Source organism: Roseomonas sp. FDAARGOS_362 (assembly GCF_002754815.1).
GTDB lineage: Bacteria > Pseudomonadota > Alphaproteobacteria > Acetobacterales > Acetobacteraceae > Roseomonas > Roseomonas mucosa.
Window position 1 is genome coordinate 2170379 of sequence record NZ_CP024588.1, and the last position, 25277, is coordinate 2195655.

Below are 25277 nucleotides of genomic sequence, written 5' to 3' on the forward strand. Positions count from 1 at the left end.
GCACCCGCGACAGGCGGATCAGGCCCGCGTTGCGGAAGAAGGTCCCGCCCCCCGGCCGCGGGGGTTCCCCGAAAAGGGAAGTGCCCCGGGGCCGGGCCCCGGAGCGGTTCAGGCCGGACGGTTCAGCCCTTGATGGCCTTCATCATGGTCGAGCCCAGCGCGGCCGGGCTGTCGGCCACGAAGATGCCGGCGGAACGCATGGCATCCATCTTGGCCTCGGCGGTGTCCTTGCCGCCCGAGATCACCGCGCCGGCATGGCCCATGCGGCGGCCCGGAGGCGCCGTGGCGCCGGCGATGAAGCCCACGACCGGCTTGTAGTTGCTGGAGCCGGGCTTGTTCTCCTGGCCCAGGAACTCGGCCGCGATGATCTCCGACTGGCCGCCGATCTCGCCGATCATCACGATCTGCTTGGTCTCGGGGTCCGCCAGGAACATCTGGAGAACGTCCAGGAAGTCCGTGCCCTTCACCGGGTCGCCGCCGATGCCCACGCAGGTGGACTGGCCGAGGCCCGCGGCCGTGGTCTGCGCCACCGCCTCATAGGTCAGGGTGCCGGAGCGGGAGACCACGCCCACCGAGCCGCGCTTGTGGATGTAGCCCGGCATGATGCCGATCTTGCAGGCTTCCGGGGTGATCACGCCCGGGCAGTTCGGCCCGATCAGGCGGGACTTGGAACCGTCCAGGGCGCGCTTGACCTTGACCATGTCCAGCACCGGGATGCCCTCGGTGATGCAGACGATCAGCGGGACCTCGGCGGCGATGGCCTCCAGGATCGAGTCGGCGGCAAACGGCGGCGGCACGTAGATGACGGAGGCATCGGCGCCCGTCTTCTCCACGCACTCGGCCACCGTGTTGAAGACGGGCAGGCCGATATGGGTCTGCCCGCCCTTGCCCGGGGTCACGCCGCCCACGTAGTTGGTGCCGTAGGCGATGCCCTGCTCGGCGTGGAAGGTGCCCTGCGACCCGGTGAACCCCTGGGTCATCACCTTGGTGTGCTTGTCGACGAGGATAGCCATGGTTCAGGCCGCCTTCTTCACGGCGTCCACCACCTTCTGGGCGGCGTCGGCGAGGTTGTCCGCGGGGATGATGGCAAGCCCCGATTCGGCCAGGATCTTCTTGCCGAGGTCCACGTTCGTGCCCTCCAGGCGCACCACCAGCGGCACCTTCAGGGTCAGGTTCTTGGCGGCCTGCACGATGCCCGAGGCGATCATGTCGCACTTGGCGATGCCGCCGAAGATGTTGACCAGGATGCCCTTGACGTTGCTGTCCGAGGTGATGATCCGGAACGCCTCGGTCACGCGGTCGGCCGTCGCGGTGCCGCCGACGTCGAGGAAGTTCGCGGGCGAGGAGCCATAGAGCTTGATGATGTCCATGGTGGCCATCGCCAGGCCGGCGCCGTTCACCATGCAGCCGATCTCGCCATCCAGCGCGACGTAGTTCAGGTCGTTCTTGGCGGCGTCCAGCTCCTTGGGGTCCATCTCCGTCTCGTCGCGGAGGGCCTCCAGGTCCTTGTGCCGGAACAGCGCGTTGTCGTCGAAGGAGACCTTGGCGTCGAGCGCCACGACCTCGCCCGCGCCGGTCACCACCAGCGGGTTGATCTCGACGATCGCCATGTCGAGGTCGGTGTAGGCCTGGTACATGGCCGTCACGAACTTCGTGAAGACGCCGACCTGCTTGCCCTCCAGCCCGAGGCCGAAGGCGAGCTTGCGCGCGTGCCAGCCCTGGATGCCGGTGGCCGGATCGACGGCGACCTTGAGGATCTTCTCCGGCTGGTGCTCGGCGACCTCCTCGATCTCCATGCCGCCCTCGGTCGAGGCCATCACGGTGATGCGCGAGGTCTCGCGGTCCAGCAGGATGGAGAGGTACAGCTCGCGCTTGATGTCGCAGCCGGCCTCCACATAGACCTGGTTGACGACCTTGCCCTCGGCGCCGGTCTGCTTGGTGACCAGCGTATGGCCGATCATGGCGGCGGCGGCTTCCTTGGCGGCCTCCGGCTTGACGACGCGCACGCCGCCCTTGCCGTTCGGGTCGTCCTTGAAGCGGCCCGCGCCGCGCCCGCCGGCATGGATCTGCGACTTCACCACCACCACGGGGCCCGGCAGCTTCTTCGCCGCGGCCTCGGCCTCCTCCGGGGTCCTGGCGACGTAGCCGTCGAGCACCGCGACGCCGTAGCGGCGCAGCAGCTCCTTGCCCTGGTATTCATGGATGTTCATACGGAATCCCCGCTCTCTGGATGCGGAAAGGGCCGGGATCGCCCCGGCCCAGGTTTCTCAGACGCCGAGCTTCTTGAAGTCCTCGACCAGCTTCTTCACCGCGTCGCAGGACTTGTCGAAGGCCGCCTTTTCCTCCGGGGTGAACTGGACCTCGACGATCCGCTCCACGCCGCCCTCGCCGATCACCACCGGCACGCCCACGTAGAAGTCCTTCAGCCCGTACTCGCCGTTCAGCATGACGGCGCAGGGCAGGACGCGCTTCTTGTCCTTCAGGTAGGCCTCGGCCATGGCCACGGCGGAAGCCGCCGGGGCGTAGAAGGCGGAGCCCTTCTCCAGCAGCTTCACGATCTCGCCGCCGCCATTGGCGGTGCGGGCCACGATCGCGTCGATCTTCTCCTGGGTGGTCCAGCCCATCTTCACCAGGTCGGGCACCGGGATGCCCGCCACGGTGGAGTAGCGGGTCAGCGGCACCATCGTGTCGCCATGGCCGCCCAGCACGAAGGCGGTCACGTCCTCGACGGAGACCTTGAACTCCTCGGCCAGGAAGAGGCGGAAGCGGGAGCTGTCGAGCACGCCCGCCATGCCCACCACCTTGTGCGCCGGCAGGCCGGACTTCTGCTGCAGCGCCCAGACCATCACGTCCAGCGGGTTGGTGATGCAGATCACGAAGGCGTCCGGAGCATACTGCTTGATGCCCTCGGCCACCTGGCCCATCACGCCGGCGTTCTTGGTGAGCAGGTCGTCGCGGCTCATGCCCGGCTGGCGGGGGAAGCCGGCGGTGACGATGACGACGTCCGCGCCCGCGATGGCCGCATAGTCGGACCCGCCCGACATGGCGCTGTCGAAGCCGTCCACCGGGCTGGACTGCATGATGTCCAGGGCCTTGCCGGCCGCCACGCCACCGAAGACGTCGAACATGACGACGTCACCGAGTTCCTTGAGACCGATAAGGTGGGCGAGGGTGCCACCGATGTTGCCGGCGCCGATCAGCGCGATCTTCTTGCGGGCCATGGGGTTTCCTTATGAAAAAGGACCGTCCGTATGTGGAAAGGCCGCCGGACCGATTAGACCCGTGGGCACGGCCCGACAAGGCGTCGCCGCCAGCCTCTTCGCAAATGCAACAGAGGATTGTCCGGGCACGGAGGCAACCTCCGCCCGTCCCCCGCCCCTCAACCGCCCATGGAACCGCTTGCCGGAATCGGAACGGCCCGCTCCCGGAATGCCGGGAACGGGCCGTAACCTACTGCAATCAAGGCGAAAAACCGCTTGGTTCCGTCCATCCGGGCCGGAAAGGAGGAACCCCCTCCCCCTTTCCGGCCCTTTGCCGGTCAGAGCGGCATGCAGCGGATCGTGTCGGTATGGCCCCGGGCCAGCGTGGCCAGCGTGCCCTCGGGGCAGGCCATCTGCTCGGCATCCGGCGCCGGCAGGCCGGCGTGCCAGACGCTGCGGCGCGGCGTCGCCGCCCGGGCGGAGGAGGCGAAGCTGGCCAGCCGCGCGCCCGTGCAGTTGCCCCGCGCATCCCGCCGCAGGCAGGTGCCGGAGGCCACGGCCTTCATCTCGGAACGGCTCATCTGCCTGCCCGCCACCACCTGGCGCCCGCCGCCCCCGGCCTTGGCCGAGCCGCGCGCGGAGCGGCTGGCGGTCGCCTTGCCGCGCCCGGTGGCGGTGCCGGCGGACACGCGGCGCAACGACGGCGCGGCGCTGGCCACCCGCCGGCCGGTCGCCGGCTTCGCCTTGACGCTCCGCGTCACCTGCGTGCCACGATGGCTGTCGCTGCCCTTGCGGGCGGCATCGGCATTCCCCGCGCCGAGCACCGCCGCCAGGCCACAGCCCGCCAGCACGAACAGAAACTTCCCCCAAACGGATCTACGGCGCATGTCTTCCCCCTTCATGCGTCAGTTGAGATGCGGCAGCGCCAGGTATTCCCGGCTCTGCATCTCCATGAGGCGGGAGGCGGTGCGCTGGAACATCTGCGCGTTCTCCCCCCGCTCATAGAGAGTGTCCGGCTGCGCGGCGGCACTGGCCACCAGCTTGCAGCGGTGCTCGTACAGGGCGTCGATCAGCGTGATGAAGCGACGCGCCTTGTCGTAATTCTCCGGTCCGAGCCGCGGCACCCCGTCCAGGACCAGGGCATGGAAGCGCTTCGCCAGCGCCAGGTAGTCCCCCGGCCCCAGGAAGGCCCCGCAGAGCTCGTCGAAACCGGCCCGCGCGACGCCCCCATGCGCCTGCGGGACGGTGAAGCTGCGGCCCGGCATCTCGATCCGCGCGGGTTCCCCATGGTCCCGCCCGGTCAGCTCCCGGAAGGCCGCGTCCAGTGCGCGTTCCGCCCGCCCATCATCCGGGCTGTGCCAGGTGGTGGTCAGGGACCGCCCCCGGTCGCGCCGGTAGTCCTGCCGCGAATCCAGGAACAGGAGTTCGGTCCGCGCCTGGATCAGGGCGATGAAGGGCAGAAAGGCATCCCGGCCCGGCTTGCCCTTGAACAGATCCTCCGGCGCCGTGTTGGATGTCGCGACCACCACCACCCCACGCGCGAAAAGCGCCCCGAACAGCCGCCCCAGGATCATGGCGTCGGTAATGTCATGCACCTGGAACTCGTCGAAGCAGAGCAGCGCGGCCTTGGCGGCGATGCTGTCGGCGAGCGGCGGAATCGGGTCGTCGCCGCCCGGATTCTCCCGCTTCCACAGATGGATGCGCCGGTGGCTGTCCTGCATGAACTGGTGGAAATGGATGCGCTGCTTGCGTGCCACCTGGGCCGTGTCGAAGAACAGGTCCATCAGCATGGACTTGCCCCGCCCGACCTCGCCCACGAGGTACAGGCCCTTCGGCGCCTCCGGCAGCGTCTCGGCCGCGGGCCTGCGCCGGAACAGCCGGCCCAACAGCCCGCCACCCTCGGCCGGCGGCCCGGCCAGGGGCTTCGGATCGTAGCCCCGGATGCGCTGCCACAGGTCCTGAAGCCGCTCCGCCGCCTTTTCCTGCGCCGGATCGGGGCGCAGATTGCCCGCCGCCACCCTGTTCCGGTAAGCGGGAAGCGGCCCTTCCCCCTGGGGAGCCGGGGCGTCAGCGAGACTGCCCGACAACGATCCGTCCATCGGAACAGTGTCCTAGACCGCCGAACCGTTTATCGCAACCGCGTGATGACGGACGGCCGTAACTTTCACGACAGTTGAAGAAAACGCCTCAACCCCGTGTTTCAGCGCAAATTTCGTTGCCCTGCCTTTGACCTGCCCGCCAGAGGCGCATCCTGTTCCCCGTGGAACGCCGGTGGCGGGTCCCGTTGTCCGGATCAGGCGGCGCGCCTGAAGGCGCCGGCCTCCTGGGGGTGCCACCAGCGCCCGCCGATCACCACGCCCTCGGACAGGATTCGGCGGTCGCCGTTCAGCACCTCGCCGGTCACGTCCACGTAGTCGAAACTCCCCTCCTTCACCGAGAGGATGGTGGCGTCGCCCGCGCTGCCCGGCTTCAGCGAACCGAGCTCGGGCCGCTTCAGCGCCCTGGCCGGCTCAACGGTGGAACGGGCGATCACCTCGTCCAGCGGCATGCCGAGGCAAAGGAACTTCGACAGGGTGGTCACCTGGTCGAAGGCCGGGCCGTCGATGCAGAGCGCATGCACGTCGGAGGAGATGGTGTCCGGCGGGAAGCCGTTGGCCAGCATGGCACGCGCCGTCCTGAAGGCGAAGCTGCCCTGGCCATGCCCGATGTCGAAGATCACCCCCCGCTCACGCGCCGCCAGCACCACCGGCTTCACCCGGCCCTGGGCGGTGATCGGCGCATTGGGGAAGGGCCGGAAGCAATGCGTCAGGATGTCGCCGGGCCGCAGCCGCTCCACCACCTCCTCGTAGCTCGGCGGCGGATGGTCGATATGCGCCATGAGCGGCAGGCCGGTCTCGTCGGCCACCTGCAACGCGATGTCGAGCGGCACCGTGCCGGAATTGCCCGAGGCATGCAGACCGACCCGCACCTTGATGCCCACGATCAGGTCGCGGTTGGCATCGGCCACCTGCACCGCCTCGATCGGGTTCATCATGCGTAGGTCACCGCTCTCGCCCACCATCACGCGCTTGGAGAAGCCGTAGATGCCGGCATGGGAGACATGGAGATAGGCCAGGATGCGCACCTGGCTGCGCTCGATCACATGGTGGCGGAAGCCCGGCCAGTTTCCCGGCCCGGCGCTGCCCGTGTCCACGGCGGTGGTGACGCCGGAGATTCGCGCGAAATGCTCCGCATTGATGCCGAGCGAGGTGCCGCCGTCATAGACATGGGTGTGCAGGTCGATCAGCCCGGGCGAGACGATATACCCCGATACGTCGCGCACATCCGTTTCCGGCCCGGCCTCCAGCCCCTTGCCCAGCTTCGCGACCTTGCCGCCGGAGAAGCCGACATCCATGACACCGTCAATCTTCTGCGACGGGTCGATCACCCGCCCGCCGGTGAGGATGAGGTCATAGGACATGGACAGAGGACTCCCAGGAACAGCGGCCGCGGCAAAGGGCGGCCCGCAGGCGGCTGCGGACCGTAGAACCCTTCGCCAGGGCTGCAAATGCGTCCCGGGGCGATTCCGTCACCCGCTCTCCGCCGCCCGGGCCAGGATCCGCTCCACCCAGCGCTGCGATTCCAGCGCCTCCTCCCCGGAAACGGCGGGTGGGCGCCCCATGCGGCAGGCCTCCAGGAAGTCGGCGATCAGCGCCCGGTGGGCATCATGCGGGAAGTCCATGATGTTCGCCCCGCTGCCGGTGCTGCCCTCGGCCTCCACCCGCTCCCGCCGCCCATCCGCCCAGGCGAGGTCCAGCGCCCCGCCGACCAGGCTGGCCGAGCCCGCGACGCCGATCACCTCGATCCGCTCCGGCTGCCCCGGCGGAAAGGCGGTGGTGGCCGTCAGCACCCCCGGCGCGCCATTGCCCAGCCGCAGCAGCGCGGCGACATAGTCCTCCGCCTCCATCCGGTGCAGCGCCGTGGTGCGCGCCTCCGCTGCCGTGACCGCGCCGATCCCGACCAGGGAGCGGAACAGGTCCAGCGTGTGGATCGCCTGGGTCAGCAGCACGCCGCCGCCATCGCGCGCCAGGGTGCCGCGCCCCGGTTCGTCGTAATAGCTCTGCGGCCGCCACCAGGGCACGGCCATCGAGGCCGCCTGCACAGCACCCAGAGCCCCACTCTCCAGCACGGCGCGCAGCCGCAGGCTGGCCGGACGGAAACGGTGCTGCAGCATCACGCCGAGGCAGAGCCCGGCCCGCCGCGCGGCCTCGACCAGGGTCGCGCCCCTGGCCGCATCCAGCTCCAGCGGCTTCTCCACCAGCACATGCCTGCCGGCATCGAGGCAGCGCCGCGCCACCTCCAGATGCGCCGCCGGCGGGGTGAGCACCAGCACCACCCGCACGCGCGGATCGGCGATGGCGGCCCCGATATCCGTCGTGACCGGAAAAGGGAAGTCCCGCGCGAAAGCCGCCGCCCGCTCCTCCGTCCGGCTGGCGGCCCAGACGACCTCGGCCCGGTCCGACAGGTCCAGCAGGCTGCGCGCATGCGGTTGGGCGGCGGGGCCCAGCCCCACCATCGCGACGCCGATCCGTTCCATGATGCCCTCCCCTCCCGGTGCCACGGCCGGGCACCCCGGGGAAAAGCCTATCCCTGGCCCGTTCCTTCCGGCCAGAGCCGCTTCAGCGCGCCGATCAGCGCGGCGGTGGAACCGTCATGTCCCGGCCCCACCGGCCCCGAAAGCTCCGGCAGGATCGCACTGGCCAGTTGCTTGCCCAGTTCCACGCCCCACTGGTCGAAGGCGTTCACGTCCCACAGCGCCCCGAGGCAGAAGACCTTGTGCTCGTACAGCGCAACGAGCTGTCCCAGGGTGAAGGGCGTCAGCTCCGGGATCAGGATGGTCGTGCTCGGCCGGTCGCCGGGGAAGAGCCGGTGTGGCAGCAGCGCCTCGACCTCCGCCGCGGACCTGCCGGATTTCAGCATCTCCGCCCGCACCTCCTCGGCGTCGCGGCCGCGCAGCAGCGCCTCGGCCTGGGCCAGCCCGTTGGCCAGCAGCAGCCGGTGGCTGGCCGGGAAATGGTGGTCCGGCCGCGCCACCAGCACGATATCCGCCGGCACCGGCGTGGTGCCCTGGTGCAGCAGCTGCATGAAGGAATGCTGCGCGTTGGTCCCCGGCTCGCCGAAGACCACCGCCCCGGTGTTGTGCGCCACCGGCAGCCCCTCCATCGTCACGCGCTTGCCGAGGGACTCCATCTCCAGCTGCTGCAGATGCGCCGGGAAGCGCGCCAGCCGCTCGTCATAGGGCAGCACCGCGCGGGTGCCGTAACCCAGCCCGTCCACATGCCAGACCTCGGCCAGCGCCATCAGCAGCGGCAGGTTCTCCGCATCCGGCGCGGCGAGGAAATGCTCGTCCATCGCCCGCGCCCCGGCCAGGAGCCGCTCGAAGGCCCGCCAGCCGCAGGACAGCGCGATCGACAGCCCCACCGCCGACCACAGGCTGAACCGCCCGCCCACCCAGTCGCGGAAGCCGAAGACCTGGTCCTCCGGCACGCCGAATGCCGCCGTGGCCTTCCGGTTGGTGGACAGCGCCACGAGATGCCGATCGCCCGCCTCCCCCAGCGCGGCGCGCAGCCAGTCCCGCACCAGATGCGCGTTGGACATGGTCTCGGCGGTGGTGAAGGTCTTGGAGGCCACCAGCACCAGCGTCCGCGCCGGGTCGAGCTGGTGGCGCAGCGCCTCCCAGGCATGGCCGTCGGCGTTGGAGAGCCAGTGCGCCCGCATCGGGCTGTCATGCCGGTGCAGCGCCCGCACCACCATCTGCGGTCCGAGGTCGGAGCCGCCGATGCCGATGTTCAGCACATCCGTATAGGGCTGGTCCGCATGGGTCCGCAGGGTGAAGGCCCGCATCGCCTCCAGCGTGTCGTTCACGCTGGCCGAGGCATCCTCCGCCCCGTCCCGCTCCAGCGCCCGGAAGGTGCCGCGCGGTGCCCGCAGCGCCATGTGCAGCACGGCACGGTCCTCGGTCGCGTTGATCCGCTCCCCCGACGCCATGGCCCGGCGCCGCCCCGCCACGTCGCGCATGCCCGCCAGGCCGAGCAGCGCCCGCAGCACCTCCGGGCTCAGCGAGGTCTTCGACAGGTCCAGCGTCACCCCATCGGCATGGAAGGTGAACCGCTCCGCCCGGCCCGGATCGGCGGCGAAGAGCGGCCGGATCGCCGAAGCCCCCGGCGCCCGCGCCAGGGATGCGATCTCCGTCCACTTCGCGGTGGCGTCGGCATCCTGCGGCATGCGATTCCCTTTCCCTCACTTCCGGTCCGTCAGGCCCGCTCCGCACGGGCAATCTCGCCTGACCCAGCGCGGGAGCGGGCGCGGGCGTTGCATGCCTGTGCCTGGCGGCGGCCACAGCCCCGCCCGGCCCCGCCCCGCGCGGATCAGATCCCTTCCGGCTTCCCCGCCACCACGGCGCCCAGGCGGCCGGGCTGCAGCACGCGCGCCGCCACCCTGGCCACGCCATCGCGGGTCATCGCCGCCAGCCGTTCCGGCCGCTTCGCCAGCCAGTCCGCCGGGCGGCCGTTGCGGCGCTGGCCCATCAGGATGGAGGCGGTGCGGCGGCTGTCGGTGAACTGCAGCGGCAGGCTGCCGGTGAGGTAGGACACGGCCTCCTCCAGCTCCGCCTGCGTCGGCCCCTCCGCCGCCATATGCGCCCATTCGGCGCGCAGCACGTTCAGCGTCTCGGTGACGCGGGCATTCTCCGTGGCCACGGAGCCGGTCACGAGGCCCTGCCCCGCGATCACGTCCAGCCCGGCCCCGATGCCATAGGACAGGCCACGCTTGACCCGCACCTCCTGCATCAGCCGGGAGGAGAAGCCGCCCCCGCCCAGCACGCGCAGCGCCACCTGCGCCGCCTCCCAGTCCGGGTCGCGCACCGGCAGTCCAGGCTGGCCGAACAGCACGGCGCATTGCGGCGCATCCACCGGCACCACCACCGCCCCCCCTCCTGGCGCCGGCCCGGCCAGGGCCGGCAGGACGAAGTCCGGCAGCGGCGGCGCCTCGGGCGCCCCACCTTCCGGCAACCCGCCGAAGACCTCGGCCAGCAGGGCGGAGAAGGCTTCAGGAGCGATCGCCCCGGCGGCGGCGATCACCAGCCCGTCCCGGCGCAGGTGCCGCGCGGCCGCGGCACGGATCGCCTCCACGGGCAGGGCGGCGAGGCTTTCCGCCGTGCCGCCGGGCGGCCGGCCATAGGGGCTGCCGGGAAAGGCCTGCGCCCAGAAGGCGCGGTTCGCCTGCCCGCGCGGCCCCTCGAGCTGCTGCCGGGCGCCAGCGATGGCCCGGGCCCGCACCCGCTCCACCGCCTCGGCATCGAAGCGCGGCGAGAGCATGGCCAGCCGCGCCAGCCGCACCGCTTCCGGCAGCGCGTCGCCCAGCGCGCGGAAGCCACCCTCGAAGCCGTCGCGGTCGCCGTGAAAGGACAGCCCGATCGCCGCATCGCGCAGCGCATCCTGGAACTGCGCGGCGGGCAGGTCGCCCGCCCCCTCGGTCAGCAGGGCGGCGGCCAGGGCGGCGGCGCCCTCCTGCCCCTCGGGATCGAGCGAGGCGCCGCCCGACCAGCTCCAGGCCAGCGAGACCACCGGCACGGAATGATCCTCGGCCAGCCAGGCGGAAAGCCCGCCCGGCGCCGTGACCTCGCGGATCGGCAGGGAGAAGCCGGCCTGCGGGTGCGAGGGCGGCGGGGTCAGGGAAGAGGAGGTCACGATGCGCTCACGCCCTCGGGCAGCAGCCAGCCCGTGATGGAGGGATGGGTGAAGACGGAACGGGCGGCGGCGGCCACCTGGGCCTCGGTCACGGCGCGGATGCGGGTGGGCCAGAACTCCACCACCTCCGGCCCCAGCCCGACGGACAGCACATGGCCGAACATGCGCGGCGCGGCGCCCAGCCCGTCCAGCGCCAGCAGCGCGCCCGCCGTCACCTGCCGCCTGGAGCGGGCGACCTCCATCTCGGTCACGCCCTGGTCCAGCAGCCTGGCCACCTCGGCCTCCATCGCCGCCTCCAGCTTCGCCGGGGCGACGTCGCGCCGGGGCGTGGCATAGAGCATCAGCGTGCCGGCGCCGAGATCGTCGGAGTCGTAGTAGCACCCGGCCGAGACGGCGATCCCCGTCTCCACCAGTGCCCGGTGCAGCCGCGACCCCGCGCCGCCGCCGAAGAGATGCGCCAGCACCTCCAGCGGCTCGGCCAGGCCGGTCTCGCCCCAGGTCAGGGTCGGCGCGATCCAGGAACGCAGGTACTGCGCCTCCCGCACCTGGGCGTCGTTGCGCACCAGCCGTGCCTCCAGCGGTGCCTCGGGCGGCGCGGCGCGGCCACGGCCGGGCGCCTGGGTCGCCAGCTCGCGGGCAGGGATACCGCCATACTCGGCCTCCACCACCCGGCGCAGCTCATCCTCACCGACCGCGCCGCAGACCACCAGCACGCCGTTTCCCGGCGCATACCAGTGGCTGTGGAAATCCAGCAGGTCCTGCCGCGTGATCGCCCGGATATCCTCCTGCCAGCCGATGATCGGCCGCCCGTGCCAGTGCTGCGGCCCCCACATCGCGGCGCCATAGGCCTCCTGGAACCGGGCGCGCGGATTGGCGTCGGTGCGCTGCCGCCGCTCCTCCAGGATCACGTTGCGCTCCGGCTCGACCTCCGCCTCCGGCAGCGTCACCTCGCGCATCCGGTCGGCCTCCATCATCGCCATGAGCTGGAGGCGGGAGGCCTCGACCGTCTGGTGATAGGCGGTCACGTCGCGGGACGTATAGGCATTGTCCTGCCCGCCCTCCCGCGCCACGCGCTGGTTGAACTCGCCCGAGGCGACCTTCGGGCTGCCCTTGAACATCATGTGCTCGAGGAAGTGGGCGGTGCCGGAACGCCCGGCCGGGTCGTCCCCCGCGCCGACGCCATAATAGAGGTAATGCGCCACCACCGGCGCCCGGCGGTTCTCGATATGGGCCACGCGCAGCCCGTTGGGCAGGCGCCAGAGCCCGGCATCGAACAGGCGCTTCTCCCCGGCGGGGGCGCCTTCCGGGGGCTGGGCCCGCAGGGCGGGCGGGGCGAGGGGCAGGCTGGCCGCCGCGGCGAGCGCGGCACGTCGGGTCAGGGACATGTCCATCCCAAGATGGCGGAAGGTCATTGATTTTTCCACCATGCCCCGGTGGCCACCCGGAGAGGGATCAACTCCCCGGGGTTGCGGCGGCCCGGAGCGGCGCCCTAAGTGCCGCCTTTCCCGCCGATCGCGCGAAACACAGAGGGACTGGAACAGAGATGAGCTACAAGGTCGCCGTCGTCGGCGCCACCGGGGCGGTGGGCCGCGAGATGCTCAAGACCCTGGCCGAGCGCCAGTTCCCGGTGGGCGAGGTGGTGGCGCTCGCCTCCGGCCGCTCCGCCGGGGCCGAGGTCTCCTTCGGGGAGGACAAGGTCCTCAAGGTCCAGAGCCTGGACAAGTACGACTTCCACGGCACCGACCTCGCCCTGTTCAGCCCGGGCGCCTCGGTTTCCGCCATCCACGCCCCCCGCGCCGCCGAGGCCGGCTGCGTGGTGATCGACAACACCAGCCAGTTCCGCATGGAGCCGGACGTGCCGCTGGTGGTGCCGGAGGTGAACCCGCAGGCGCTGAAGGGCTTCCGCAAGCGCCGCATCATCGCCAATCCCAACTGCTCCACCATCCAGATGGTGGTGGCGCTGAAGCCGCTGCACGACCTGGCGCGGATCACCCGCGTGGTGGTCTCGACCTACCAGTCCGTTTCCGGCGCGGGGAAGGAGGCGATGGATGAGCTCTTCGCCCAGACCCGCGGCGTCTTCGTGAACGATGCCGCGGCACCGGAGCAGTTCACCAAGCCCATCGCCTTCAACTGCATCCCGCATATCGACCGGTTCATGGACGACGGCGCCACCAAGGAGGAGTGGAAGATGGCGGTCGAGACCCGCAAGATCCTCGACCCGGACATCAAGGTCTTCGCCACCGCCGTGCGCGTGCCCGTCTTCATCGGCCATGGGGAGGCGGTGCATGTGGAGTTCGAGCGCCCGGTCACGGTGGAGCAGGCGCGGGAGGCGCTGCGCGAGGCCCCGGGCCTCATCGTCCACGACCAGCGGGAGGATGGCGGCTACGTCACCCAGATCGAATGCGCCGGGGAGGACGCGGTCTATGTCTCCCGTCTCCGCCCGGACCCGACGGTGGAGAACGGCCTGGCCTTCTGGTGCGTCTCCGACAACCTGCGCAAGGGCGCGGCGCTGAACGCCGTGCAGATCGCCGAGGAGATGCACCGCCAGGGCCTGCTCGGCCACGGCGCCGCCTGAACCGGCCGAGTCGGAGGGGATGGGCACCCGCCCATCCCGCACCGCAGCACAATCCAGGCATGCGCTCCGGGCGGGAAGAGGAGGTGGAAGAAGGGCCGCCCAAAAGGGCGGAACCGCCGCAATTCTTCTCTTTGAGGCCCGGCAGGTGCCGCAAAGGCGCCGCGAGCGGACACCAGCCTCCCCGGCAGTACGGAAGTCTGCGAAGGAGGATGACCAGATGCGTCGCGTTCTGCGAACCGGCATGGCCGCCGCGGTTCTGCTGGGGCTCGCGGCCTGCAGCGACCCCTACAACCCTGGCCAGCGCGCCCTGGGCGGCGGCCTTCTCGGCGCCGGCGGCGGCGCGGCCGTGGCGGGGCTGACCGGCGGCAATGCGGCCACCGGCGCCCTGCTGGGCGGCGCGATCGGCGCGGTGGGCGGCGCCGTCACCACGCCGCAGCGGCCCTATTACGGCGGCTACGGCCCCCCGCGAGGCTACTATCGCAGCTGGTGATTTGTATTGCGAAGCATTCGCATTTTACTTGCGGGGAGGCTTGGCCTCCCCTTTCTTTTTTGTCCCGCTTCAGGAAGGTTATTCCGGGCCGCGTTGACGTTGTGCGAAGCCGTAACCTAAAAGGCCCCGGTTACGGATCACTGCAACACGAGGCCCGGCCGCGCCGGCAGTTCAGGCCGCCCGGACTCGGTGACATGAGGACGAGGAGCGGCATGGCGAGCGGACAAGACGCACGCGAGGCGATGTTCAACGGCCGGCGTTCCGATGGCAAGCCCGTCCGCCGCCCGGTTTCCCCCCATCTGCAGGTCTACGACATGCTGCAGATCACCAGCGCCATGTCCATCAGCCACCGCATCACCGGCTGCGCCTGGGTGGCGGGGCTGCTCTTCATGGTCTGGTGGCTGGCCGCCGCCGCCTCCGGCCCCCGGGCCTTCGCCTGGGTGCAGTGGTTCGCCGGCTCCTTTGTCGGCGTGATCGTGCTGATGGGGCTGACCGCCGTGGCCTGGTACCACACGCTGAATGGCATCCGCCACCTCGTCTGGGATTCCGGCCACGGCTACGACATCCCCACCACCTACCGCACCGGCCGCCTGGTGCTGATCGCCACCGCGGCACTGACGGCGGTCACCTGGATCGTCGCCCTGGTGGCCTGGATCCGCTGAGCGAAGGGACGCGACGAGCATGAGCCAACATCACGAAGCACTTCGCCTGCAGACCCCGCTCGGCCGGGTGCGCGGCCTGGGCTCCGCCAAGGGCGGCACGCATCACTGGTGGCTGCAGCGGGTCACCTCCATGGCCCTGCTGCCGCTGACCATCTGGTTCACCTTCGGCGTCGCCGGCCTCGCCGGCGCGCCCTACGAGCGGGTGCTGGCCTGGATCGGGCATCCCTTCCACGCCGTGCTGCTGCTGCTCTACATCGGCATCGGCTTCCACCACACCGCGGCCGGGCTGCAGGTGGTGATCGAGGACTATGTCCGCCCCGAGAGCCGGCGCAAGCTGGTGGACCTGCTGCAGAAGGCGGTCTGCCTGATCCTGGCCCTCTTCGCCGCGCTGGCGGTGCTGCGGATCGCGGTCTGAACGGGCCGATGCCCTGCGCCCGGCGGCATCCCCGGCCTTTTTGGCTGGCGAAATCGCGGCGCAGGGCCAATTTAGACTGCAAGGGCCGGCCCCGGGGCCGGCTTTCCCAGGAATTTGGTGCCGGGCGGCGCCGGGACGGGCGGAACACTCCTTCTGCCCAGCTCACTGACCGCGCGGACGAGCTTCGGACGAGGCGGTTGAGATGAACGCGATCAGCAAGCCGGGAATCGGCGGCGCGGCCTACCGGGTGGTGGACCATACCTATGACGTCGTGGTGGTGGGGGCCGGCGGCGCCGGGCTGCGCGCCACCTTCGGCATGGGCGCCTCCGGCCTGAAGACGGCCTGTATCACCAAGGTCTTCCCCACCCGCTCCCACACCGTGGCGGCGCAGGGCGGCATCGGCGCCGCGCTGGGCAACATGGGCGAGGACGACTGGCGCTGGCACATGTACGACACCGTGAAGGGGTCGGACTGGCTCGGCGACCAGGACGCCATCGAGTACATGTGCCGCGAGGCCGTGCCCTCGATCATCGAGCTGGAGCATTACGGCGTGCCGTTCTCCCGCACCGAGGACGGCAAGATCTACCAGCGGCCCTTCGGCGGCCACATGCAGAACTACGGCAAGACGCCCGCGATGCGCGCCTGCGCCGCGGCGGACCGCACCGGCCATGCCATCCTGCACACGCTCTACCAGCAGTCGCTGAAGCACAACTGCGAATTCTTCGTCGAGTACTTCGCCCTCGACCTCATCATGGAGGAAGGCGTCTGCCGCGGCGTCATGGCCTGGTGCCTGGAGGACGGCTCCATCCACCGCTTCCGCGCCCAGACCGTGGTGCTCGCCACCGGCGGCTATGGTCGCGCCTGGTTCTCCTGCACCTCCGCCCATACCTGCACCGGCGACGGCGGCGGCATGGTGCTGCGCGCCGGCCTGCCGCTGCAGGATCCGGAATTCGTGCAGTTCCACCCGACCGGCATCTACGGCTCCGGCTGCCTCGTGACCGAGGGCGCGCGCGGCGAGGGCGGCTACCTCACCAATTCCGAGGGAGAGCGCTTCATGGAGCGCTACGCGCCCACGGCGAAGGATCTCGCCTCCCGCGACGTAGTGTCCCGCGCCATGTCGATGGAGATCCGCGAGGGCCGCGGCGTCGGCCCGAAGAAGGACCACATCCACCTGCACCTGGAGCACCTGGGCGCCGACCTGCTGCACGAGCGCCTGCCGGGCATCTCCGAGACTGCGAAGATCTTCGCCGGCGTGGACGTGACCAAGGAGCCGATCCCGATGCTGCCCACCGTGCACTACAACATGGGCGGCATCCCCACGAACATCCATTGCGAGGTGCTGAACCCCACCGCCGAGGACCAGGACCGCGTGGTCCCCGGCCTGATGGCGGTGGGCGAGGCCGCCTGCGTCTCTGTGCACGGTGCCAACCGCCTCGGCACCAACTCGCTGCTCGACCTCGTGGTCTTCGGCCGCGCCGCCGCGCACCGCGCCGCCGAGACGGTCAAGCCGGGCGCGACCCAGGCGCCGCTGCCGCCGGATGCGGGCGAGGCCTCGCTGTCCCGCCTGGACGGCGTGCGCAACGCCAAGGGCGGCACCAGCGTCGCCGCGCTGCGCGAGCGCATGCAGCGCACCATGCAGGGCCATGCGGCGGTGTTCCGCACCTCCGAGAGCCTGAAGGAAGGCGTGGACAAGATGCAGACGGTCTATGACGGCCTGTCCGACATCCGCATCCACGACCGCTCCCTGGTCTGGAACAGCGACCTGATGGAGGCGCTGGAGCTGCACAACCTGATGGGCAACGCCATGTGCACCATGGTGAGCGCCGAGGCGCGGCACGAGAGCCGCGGTGCCCATGCGCATGAGGACTATCCCGAGCGTGACGACGTGAACTGGCTGAAGCACACCATCGCCACCTGCGACAGCAACGGCATCGTCAAGCTCGACTACCGCGACGTGAAGATGCGCACCCTCACGAACGAGGTCCAGGTCTTCCCGCCCAAGCCGCGCGTGTACTGAGGGACGGACAGAGCATCATGGCCAATTTCCAGCTTCCCAAGAACAGCCAGGTCAAGGTCGGCCAGACCCACAAGGCCGAGCCGGGCGCCAAGGACGTCCGTTCCTTCAAGATCTATCGCTGGGACCCGGACACGGGCGAGAACCCGCGCTACGACACCTATGAGATCGATCTGGAGCAGTGCGGGCCGATGGTCCTGGACGCGCTGATCAAGATCAAGAACGAGGTGGACACCACGCTGACCTTCCGGCGCTCCTGCCGCGAGGGCATCTGCGGGTCCTGCGCGATGAACATCGACGGGCTGAACACCCTCGCCTGCCTCAAGCCGATCGAGGACGTGAAGGGCGACGTGAAGATCAACCCGCTGCCGCACATGCCGGTGGTGAAGGATCTGGTGCCCGACCTGAACCAGCTCTACGCGCAGTACCGCTCGGTGGAGCCCTGGCTGAAGGCCGACACCCCGCCGCCACCCGATGCCGAGCGCCTGCAGTCCAAGGACGAGCGCGCCAAGCTGGACGGGCTGTGGGAGTGCATCCTGTGCTTCTGCTGCTCCACCGCCTGCCCCTCCTACTGGTGGAACGGCGACCGCTATCTCGGCCCGGCCGTGCTGCTGCAGGCCTATCGCTGGATCGCGGACAGCCGCGACGAGCATACCGGCGACCGCCTGGACCAGTTGCAGGACCCGTTCCGCCTGTATCGCTGCCACACCATCATGAACTGCGCCCGCACTTGCCCGAAGGGCCTGAACCCGGCCCAGGCGATCGGCGAGATCAAGAAGATGATGGTCGAGCGCGACGGCTGAACGCCTCGCGCCGCACACGGATGGAAGGGGGCCTACGGGCCCCCTTTTCCGTTCCGGCCGCCTTGAACCCCGGATCATGCAGCCCGGCGGGGGCACGCTGCGTTGTCCCTTCCTTGCCGGAGGAGGACGATCCATGGTCGATACCACGATGATCCAGGAAGGCATGGCGGTGGTCGATTGCCAGGGCGAGGCCCTCGGCTCCGTCGATCACCTGGATGCCGGACGGCTCCTGCTGCGGCAGGGCGCGGGACCTGTCCGCCCCATCCCGCTCTCCGAGGTTTCCGAGGTCCGTGGCGAGGCCGTGGTGCTGCAACTGAGCCGCTCCGAGGTGCAGAGGCTGGAGCAGCGTCCGGATCGGGAAAGTCACACCGAAGCCTGAGACCGGCCCACGCGCCGGGGCCGCCCCACCCTCCGCCGGGGATGGCCGGAATGCGGTGCGGGGGTCTGGCCAGACCCGGCCCCCCTGCCCCATCTAGCCAAGCATGAGCATCCGCCTTCTTCCCGCCGTCACCGCCGACCGAATCGCCGCGGGCGAGGTGGTCGAGCGCCCGGCCGCGGCGGTGAAGGAACTGGTCGAGAACGCTCTGGATGCCGGCGCCACCCGCATCGCCGTGACCATCGAGGGCGGCGGCATCGACCGGCTGCTGGTGGAGGATGATGGCTGCGGCATGGGGCCGGAGGACCTGGCCCTCTGCGTCGAGCGCCACGCCACCTCCAAGCTGCCCGAGGAGGACACGCTCTTCCGCATCGCCACGCTGGGCTTCCGGGGTGAGGCGCTGCCCTCGATCGGCGCCGTGGCGCGGCTTTCCATCACCTCCCGTCCGGCGGAAGGCCCGGCCCATGCGATCGCGGTGGAGGCCGGGCGCAAGGGCGAGGTCACCCCGGCCTCCGGCGCCCCCGGCACAAGGGTCGAGGTCCGCGACCTGTTCTTCGCCACTCCGGCCCGCCGCAAGTTCCTGCGCCAGCCCCGCACCGAGGCGGAGCATGCGGCCGAGGCTGTGCGGCGCCTCGCCATGGCCTGGCCTGGAACCGGCTTCCGGGTCGAGGCCGAGGGCCGCGTGGTGCTGGACGTGGCGCCGGACGACCGCCTCGGCCGCGTGGCGGCCATCATGGGCGAGGAATTCGCCGCCGCCGCGCTGCGGGTCGGCGGCGCCTGGGACGACCTGCGGGTGGACGGGCTGACCGGCCCCGCCAGCCTGTCCCGCGCCACGGCGGCGGAGCAGCACCTGGTGGTCAACCGCCGGCCGGTGCGCGACCCGGTGCTGAAGGCGGCACTGCGCGCGGCCTATCGTGACGTGATGGTATCCGGCCGGCATCCCATGGCCACGCTCTTTCTGGAGATCGACCCGGCGACGGTGGATGTGAACGTGCATCCGATGAAGGCGGAGCTGCGCTTCCGCGACCCGAACGCGGTGCGGGGCGCCGTGATCGTCGCGCTGCGCCGCGCCCTGGGGATCGGGGCCGGCAACGGGGCGGGCAACACGTCCGGCGGCAACAGCCTGGCGGCCGGGCTGCGCGGCGGGCTCGCGGAAACGGTGCGTGGCTGGAACCCGCCCCGGCCGGAAGCCCCTTCCCCGCCGCCCGCGGAGGGGCCAGGCTGGAGCGGCTTCTCGGAAAGCCGCGCCGCCTTCCCTGCGCCGCCGCCGCTCCAGCCGGGCCTGCCGCTGGCGCCGCGCCGCCTGCCCGCCACGTCCTGGCCCGCCGATGCCGGCGCCGGCATGGGGAGTTCCGGGGGCGCCTGGACCGTGGCGGAAGCCGCGCCGGAACGCGCCGCACCGCCCGCCCCCGGCCCGGCGGGAGCCATCGGCGAGGAGGAAGCCCCCCTGGCCGACGGTCCCCTGGGCCGCCCGCTGGCCCAGCTGCTGGACACCTACGTCCTGGCCGAGGCCCCGGATGGCGCGCTGGTGCTGGTGGACCAGCACGCGGCGCATGAGCGGCTGACCCAGGAACGGCTGCACGCCCAGTTCGTGGCCGGCGGCGTGCGGATGCAGCCGCTGCTCCTGCCCGCCGTGGTGGACATGCCGCCCGCTCGCGCCGCCCGGCTGCTGGACCACGCGCCGGCGCTGCTGCGCCTGGGGCTGGAGATCGAGGGCTTCGGCCCCGGCGCGGTCATGGTGCGCGCCCTGCCTGCGCTGCTGGGGGCGCCGGAACCCGGCCCGCTGCTGGAGGATCTGGCCGACGGGCTGGCGGAATGGAAGGGCGCCGAGGCGCTGGAGGCCCGCATCGACGCCGCCATCGTGCGCCTGGCCTGTCACGGCAGCGTACGGGCCGGGCGCCGCCTGAATACCGCCGAGATGTCGGCCCTCCTGCGGGCCATGGAGGCGACGCCCCGCGCCGCCACCTGCTCCCATGGCCGCCCGACCTTCCTGCGCATGGACAAGCCGATGCTGGAGAAGATGTTCGGCCGGCGGTGAGCCGTTCCGCCCCTCAGGCGCCGTTCCGCAGATCCCCCGCGGCAGCCCAGGCCGCCCGGGCGCGCGGCAGCCCGGCACCGGCCCTAGCCCCGGCCGCGAGCCTTTCCGCGCCCCGCTCCGGCACGGCGGCGCGCACCGGCCGCGCCTCGGCAGGCTCCGCCAGCAGCGGGCCCAGCCGCTCCACCTGCCGCGCCAGCTCCGCCTGGCTGCGCACCCCGGTCTTGTGGAAGACGCGGCGCACATGGGTCCGCACCGTGTTGACGGTGATGCCCAGGATCTGTCCCACCTCCGGCAGGCCGATCCCCTGCGCCGCCCAGGCCGCCACCCCCGCCTCGGCCGTGGTCAGCCCGTAGATCTCGCGCAGCTGCTGGCAGAGCTCCGGCGTGGGCATGGCACCCTGTGCCGGATCGGTCAGCAGCAGCAGCACGCTGGCTCTCGGCGAGGCCGGCAGGACCTGGCGGTGGCGCTCCACCTCCCGCACCGTGAGCGGCATGGCCTGGAGGGCCAGGGACACCTTTCCCGAGGCCCTTGGCAGCGGCAGCGCCGCGTGCTGGCCCAGCGCCGCGCGGTTCACCAGGTCCCGCAGCAGGCGCGTCATGCCCGGCGACCCCGCGCGCAGGTTGCCCTGGCGCTCGGTGCCGATGCCGTCGGCCTCCTCCAGCATCCGGCTGGCGGAACGGTTCGCCCAGATCAGGGCGCCGCGCGCATCCGCCAGCATCAGCCCGCAGGCGAGCCGGTTCAGGATCTCCACCAGCGGCCCGTCCGGCCGCGCATGGGGGGAGGCCAGCCGGTGGTGCATCTCCGCGGCGCGGCGCAGATGCGGGGCCAGCCGCATCAGCAGCGCCGTTTCCGGCGGGCCGAAGCGCGTGGCGCGGCGCGGCCGCAGCAGGCGCAGCGTGGCCTGCTGCGGCAGGTCCGGCGGGCAGAGGGCGAGGCACAGCCCGTCCTCCATCCCGTGCGGCCGCATCCAGTCGGTGAAGAAGCGCGTGCGCTCCAGCGCCGGCGCGATCTGCCGCAGGGTCGCCGGCGCCTTCCAGGCCGCGCCGGCCAGCACGGCCGGCGTCACCGGGTCGAGCGCGTTGTAGCAGCCGCCATAGCCGCGCACCGCCTCCTCGGAAAGGCCATAGGCCATGGTGATCCGGGCCGGCACCCCCGTCTCGCCGACATGCAGCGCCGCCGCGGCGCTGCCGAACAGGTCCGCCAGCCGGCCCAGCGCCTCGGGCCAGCGCTCCGGCGCCATGCCGGCCTCGTAGATCAGTCCGATCACGGTGGAGACCGGATCCTCGGCCGGCGCCGCCAACGGCAGCAGGGGGGACCGGCTGACCTGGGCACCGGCCTCCGGAGTCGTCCGAACGGATGACGCTTGGCCTTCCAGCATGGTCTATCCTCCCGGCCAGGCTGGCTCCGCCCGGCATATGGCTGATTCGTCTGAGGACATCCTGCCGGGCACGGGCCCGCCGGGCTGTGCGGCAGGTCACACCGCTCATCGGCCGCCGCTTTTTCCCCGGGATGGCGTTCGTCAACGCACGGAAATGCCGCACTGCCCCGCCGACACGCTCCCGGACCGCCGACACGCCTTCACCAAGACGCTGAATCCGTTAGGCTGCGGCAGGATCATGGGCGGAATTCAGCATGGATGACGTGCTCCGGTGGCTGCAGTCGGTGGGCCTTGCCCAGTACGCGCCGGACTTCGCCCAGCACGGGATCAGCCTGTCCGATCTGCCGGAGCTCAGCGAGGCGGACCTGCGCGAGCTGGGCCTGCCGATCGGCGCCCGCAAGCAGCTCCGCCGGGCGCTGCGGACCCGGGGCGCCCGCAGCGGTGCCGAGCGCCGGCCGCTTTCCGTGCTGTTCCTCGACCTGGTCGGCTCCTCCCGCCTCGCGGAGCTGCTGGAGCCCGAGGACCTGATGCGGATCATGCAGCGCTACCGCGAGGCCTGCGCCGGCCCGGTCGCGCGCTATGACGGGCGCATCGCGCAGTTCCTGGGCGATGGCGTGCTCGCCTATTTCGGCTTCCCCGCTGCGCATGAGGACGACCCGGAACGCGCCGTCCGCGCCGCGCTGGAAGCCGTGGAGACGGTGCGGCGGCTGCGCGTGCCGCTGCCGAACCTGCCGTCGGGGCAGGAGCCGCTGCGCGCCCGGGCCGGGATCGCCACGGGACAGGTGGTGATCGGCGACCTGCTGGGCCATGGCGACGCGCCGGGCGACAGCATGGCGATCGGCTCCACCCCCAACCTCGCGGCGCGGCTCCAGGCCCTGGCGCCGCCCGGCGGGGTCATCGTCTCCGGCGAGACCCGGGCCCGGCTGACCCCGATCTTCGAGATGCGCGACCTCGGCCCGCAGGTGCTGAAGGGCTTCAGCGAGCCCTGCCCCGCCTTCCTGGTGCGCCGCGAGGTCCAGCGCAGCGGCCAGCGCCGGCGCCTCGCCCGCCCCGACGCCTTCGTCAACCGGCTGACCGATCTCGCGCGGCTGCAAAAGGCCTGGGAAAGCGTGCTGGCCGGCGCCAGCCGGACGGTGCTGCTGCGGGGCGAGGCCGGGATCGGCAAGTCGAGCCTGCTGCGCCGCTTCCTGGCGACGCGGCGGGACCGCATCGGCTCCGCCACGCTGACCTTCATCGCCTCCCCCTTCCACACGGACACGCCCTTCTATCCCCTGGTGTCGCCGCTGCGCGGCCTTGCCCGCCTGGCCCCCGGCCAGGACTGGCCGGATGCGCTGATCCGGCTGCGGCACTGGCTGGGCGACGAGGGCGCGGAGATCGACGAACGCGCGGCCGCGCTGGCGGAGCTGCTGCTCGGCGGCAGCGGCGAGGCGGGCGCGCGGCCGGCGGCCCTGGCCGCCATGGCGCCGCGCCGGCTGCGCGGCCTGACCCTCGCGGCGCTGCTCGACCAACTCACCCGCCTCTCGGCGCGGCAGCCGCTCTGCCTGGTGGTGGAGGACCTGCACTGGCTCGACCCCAGCTCCATGGAGCTGCTCGAACGCGCCCTGTCCCGGCTGCCGGGCCGCTGCCTGCTCCTGCTCACCTCGCGCGAGGCCTTCGCCCCGCCCGCCACGCCCACCTGGAACGATGTCGAGCTGCTGGATCTGCGCCCGCTGAGCGAGCCCGACATGGTGCAGCTGGTGGAAAGCGTCGCCGGCTCCGCCGCCGGCGGCCCGCACCTGACACGGCGGATCAGCCGGCTGGTGGCGTCGCGCACGGAAGGCGTGCCGCTCTACGCGCAGGAACTGGCGCGCGCCATCCTGGACGGCACGGTGGAGGCCGAGGCGGAGGTGCCGCCCAGCCTGCGGGAATGCCTCGTGGCGCGGCTCGACCGGGCGCAATCGGCCAAGGCGGTGGCGCAGGCGGCGGCGGTGGCCGGGCGCTCCGTGCCGCGCGACCTGCTCCAGGCGGTCACGGAACTGCCGGAGGAGGAGCTGGACGCCGCCCTGTCGCATCTGGAACTGGCCGGGGTGCTGCAGCGGCGCAGCCTGCCGGGCCGCGAGGGCTGGACCTTTCACCACGCGCTGCTGCGCGACGCCGCCTACGAGAGCCTGGTGCGCGACCGGCGCCGCCTGCTGCATGCGCGGCTCGCCCAGGCTCTGCCGAGGCTCGACGCGGACCGGGTCGCCACGGAGCCGGAAGTGCTGGCGCATCACCTCGCCGAGGCCGGGCGGGTGGCGGACAGCGTGCCGCTCTGGCTCGCCGCGACGCGCCGCAGCCTGGCGCGCTCCGCCTATCCCGAGGCGACGCGCCTGCTGCGGCGGGCGCTGCGGGCGATCGACACGGTGCCACCCACCCCGGCGCTGCGCGCGCAGAGGCTGGAGCTCCTGGCCCTGCTCGGCCCGGCGCTGATCGCCCTGCACGGGCCGGGCGCCGCCGAGACGCAGGACCATTATGCCGAGAGCTACGCCGCGCTGAACGACACGGCCGCCGACGAGAGTGCGCACTTCCCCATCGCCTGGGGCTGGTGGCGGGTGTCGCGCGACTACAACATCAAGCGGCTGCGCTCCGACGCCCTGACCGAGCGGGCCGCCCGGCGCGGCGAGCCGGGCAGCCTGCTGCAGGCGCATCACTGCGGCTGGGGCACGCGCTTCGGCCTGGGCGACCTCTGCGGCTGCCGCCGCGATATCGAGGCCGGGCTCGCCATCTACGAGGCCGGCGAGTACCGGCACCACGCCACGATCTACGGCAACCACGACGCCAAGGTCTGCGCGCTGGGCGAGACGGCGTTGCTGGAATGGCTGGAAGGCCGCCCCGAGGCGGCGCTGCGCGCCGAGGCCCAGGCCCGGGGCTGGGCGCTGGAGATCGACCACCTGGGCAGCGTCCTGCACGCGCTGGACATCCACGCCATGCACCGCGCCTACCGGCGCGACCCGGCGGAGATGGCGGAGGCGGCGCGGCGCATGATGGAGGCCGCGGAAACGCACGACCTGCCCGACTACCGCGCCAAGGGGATGATCTTCGGCGGCTGGGCGGCCTCGGCGCGCGGCGAGGCGGCGGAGGGGCTGCGCTCGATCGAGGCGGGGCTCGCCGTGCAGCGCGAGGTCGGCACGATCGAGGACTTCCCCATCTTCCACACCCTGCTGGCGGAGGCACAGACCACCGCAGGGCAGGTGCGGCGCGCGGTGGCGGAGCTCGACGAGGCGCGCGAGCTGTTCGGGCGCGTCGGGCTGCGGATCTGGATGCCGGAGGTCTGGCGCGTGCTGGGCATGCTGCGCCTGCAGGCGGGCGGCCCCGGGTCGGAGGCCGCCGCCGAGGCCTCGCTGCGCGAGGCGCTGCGGCTGGCCGAGGCGCAGGGCGCCTGGATGCTGGCGCTGCGCGCCCGGCTGAGCCTCGCGAGCCTCGACCTGCGGCTCGGCCGCCTCGGCGATGCGGAGATGCTGCAAAGGCTGGCCGGCCTGGCGGAGCGGGCGGAACGGGAGGGAGACGGCGAGGTCGAGCGCCTGCTGGCGGCCCTTCGGCGCAGCGCCATCTCCCTCGCGCCGTGACCGGCCCCGGCCTCC

20 protein-coding genes are annotated in these 25277 nt (G+C 71.8%); 9 read left to right on the forward strand and 11 right to left on the reverse strand.

The window, feature by feature from the left end; translation table 11 throughout:
• Positions 1-122: 122 nt before the first annotated feature.
• From sucD to CTJ15_RS14805, 10 genes are all read right to left on the reverse strand, one after another.
• A complete protein-coding gene (gene sucD, locus CTJ15_RS14760) occupies positions 123-1013 on the reverse strand; it encodes a succinate--CoA ligase subunit alpha (protein WP_019460869.1) in 891 nt (296 codons plus the stop codon).
• Between the two features lie 3 nt (positions 1014-1016).
• Positions 1017-2210, reverse strand: coding sequence for an ADP-forming succinate--CoA ligase subunit beta (sucC, locus tag CTJ15_RS14765; RefSeq protein WP_019460868.1), 1194 nt, complete (start codon positions 2208-2210; stop codon positions 1017-1019).
• A 57-nt stretch (positions 2211-2267) separates the two neighbouring features.
• Positions 2268-3221: a malate dehydrogenase gene (gene mdh / locus CTJ15_RS14770; protein WP_027280627.1), complete on the reverse strand. Its 954-nt coding sequence runs from the start codon at positions 3219-3221 to the stop codon at positions 2268-2270.
• 317 nt (positions 3222-3538) lie between these two features.
• Complete coding sequence (locus CTJ15_RS14775; protein ID WP_126281893.1) at positions 3539-4087, reverse strand: hypothetical protein; 549 nt, start codon at positions 4085-4087, stop codon at positions 3539-3541.
• A gap of 18 nt (positions 4088-4105) precedes the next feature.
• On the reverse strand, positions 4106-5299 hold the full coding sequence (gene zapE, locus CTJ15_RS14780) for a cell division protein ZapE (RefSeq protein ID WP_058389926.1): 1194 nt from the start codon (positions 5297-5299) through the stop codon (positions 4106-4108).
• Positions 5300-5493: 194 nt separating this feature from the next.
• The gene (locus CTJ15_RS14785; RefSeq protein WP_019460864.1) at positions 5494-6660 is read right to left on the reverse strand and encodes an amidohydrolase/deacetylase family metallohydrolase; all 1167 of its coding nucleotides are present in this window, start codon (positions 6658-6660) and stop codon (positions 5494-5496) included.
• A gap of 108 nt (positions 6661-6768) precedes the next feature.
• A complete protein-coding gene (locus CTJ15_RS14790) occupies positions 6769-7776 on the reverse strand; it encodes a Gfo/Idh/MocA family protein (RefSeq protein WP_058389927.1) in 1008 nt (335 codons plus the stop codon).
• 47 nt (positions 7777-7823) lie between these two features.
• Positions 7824-9464: a glucose-6-phosphate isomerase gene (pgi, locus tag CTJ15_RS14795; protein WP_019460862.1), complete on the reverse strand. Its 1641-nt coding sequence runs from the start codon at positions 9462-9464 to the stop codon at positions 7824-7826.
• A 143-nt stretch (positions 9465-9607) separates the two neighbouring features.
• The gene (locus CTJ15_RS14800; protein ID WP_019460861.1) at positions 9608-10927 is read right to left on the reverse strand and encodes a pitrilysin family protein; all 1320 of its coding nucleotides are present in this window, start codon (positions 10925-10927) and stop codon (positions 9608-9610) included.
• Complete coding sequence (locus CTJ15_RS14805; RefSeq protein ID WP_226945945.1) at positions 10924-12318, reverse strand: pitrilysin family protein; 1395 nt, start codon at positions 12316-12318, stop codon at positions 10924-10926. Before CTJ15_RS14805 ends, CTJ15_RS14800 begins: the two co-directional genes overlap by 4 nt.
• 152 nt (positions 12319-12470) lie before the next feature.
• Here CTJ15_RS14805 and CTJ15_RS14810 point away from each other — a divergent pair, with 152 nt between their 5' ends.
• The 8 genes from CTJ15_RS14810 to mutL all read left to right on the forward strand — a co-directional run bounded on the left by CTJ15_RS14810 (position 12471) and on the right by mutL (position 20300).
• Positions 12471-13502 carry an aspartate-semialdehyde dehydrogenase gene (locus CTJ15_RS14810; protein ID WP_075822653.1) on the forward strand — a complete coding sequence of 344 codons (1032 nt, stop codon included), beginning with the start codon at positions 12471-12473 and terminating at the stop codon, positions 13500-13502.
• Positions 13503-13743: 241 nt separating this feature from the next.
• The gene (locus CTJ15_RS14815; RefSeq protein WP_075822654.1) at positions 13744-13992 is read left to right on the forward strand and encodes a hypothetical protein; all 249 of its coding nucleotides are present in this window, start codon (positions 13744-13746) and stop codon (positions 13990-13992) included.
• Positions 13993-14204: 212 nt separating this feature from the next.
• The gene (gene sdhC, locus CTJ15_RS14820) at positions 14205-14654 is read left to right on the forward strand and encodes a succinate dehydrogenase, cytochrome b556 subunit (RefSeq protein WP_027297208.1); all 450 of its coding nucleotides are present in this window, start codon (positions 14205-14207) and stop codon (positions 14652-14654) included.
• A 19-nt stretch (positions 14655-14673) separates the two neighbouring features.
• Positions 14674-15069 (forward strand): succinate dehydrogenase, hydrophobic membrane anchor protein, encoded by a 396-nt coding sequence (sdhD, locus tag CTJ15_RS14825; RefSeq protein WP_019460856.1) that lies wholly within the window; start codon positions 14674-14676, stop codon positions 15067-15069.
• A 202-nt stretch (positions 15070-15271) separates the two neighbouring features.
• Positions 15272-17086: a succinate dehydrogenase flavoprotein subunit gene (sdhA, locus tag CTJ15_RS14830; protein ID WP_075822655.1), complete on the forward strand. Its 1815-nt coding sequence runs from the start codon at positions 15272-15274 to the stop codon at positions 17084-17086.
• A 17-nt stretch (positions 17087-17103) separates the two neighbouring features.
• Positions 17104-17886 carry a succinate dehydrogenase iron-sulfur subunit gene (locus CTJ15_RS14835; RefSeq protein ID WP_019460854.1) on the forward strand — a complete coding sequence of 261 codons (783 nt, stop codon included), beginning with the start codon at positions 17104-17106 and terminating at the stop codon, positions 17884-17886.
• Between the two features lie 133 nt (positions 17887-18019).
• Complete coding sequence (locus CTJ15_RS14840) at positions 18020-18265, forward strand: DUF2171 domain-containing protein (RefSeq protein WP_075822656.1); 246 nt, start codon at positions 18020-18022, stop codon at positions 18263-18265.
• A gap of 103 nt (positions 18266-18368) precedes the next feature.
• On the forward strand, positions 18369-20300 hold the full coding sequence (mutL, locus tag CTJ15_RS14845) for a DNA mismatch repair endonuclease MutL (protein ID WP_099781653.1): 1932 nt from the start codon (positions 18369-18371) through the stop codon (positions 20298-20300).
• A 13-nt stretch (positions 20301-20313) separates the two neighbouring features.
• On the opposite strand, the gene CTJ15_RS14850 is transcribed toward mutL, so the two are convergent.
• Complete coding sequence (locus CTJ15_RS14850; protein ID WP_099781654.1) at positions 20314-21678, reverse strand: helix-turn-helix transcriptional regulator; 1365 nt, start codon at positions 21676-21678, stop codon at positions 20314-20316.
• 254 nt (positions 21679-21932) lie between these two features.
• On the opposite strand from CTJ15_RS14850, the gene CTJ15_RS14855 reads away from it, so the two are divergent.
• Positions 21933-25262: an AAA family ATPase gene (locus CTJ15_RS14855; protein ID WP_099781655.1), complete on the forward strand. Its 3330-nt coding sequence runs from the start codon at positions 21933-21935 to the stop codon at positions 25260-25262.
• Positions 25263-25277 lie beyond the last annotated feature (15 nt).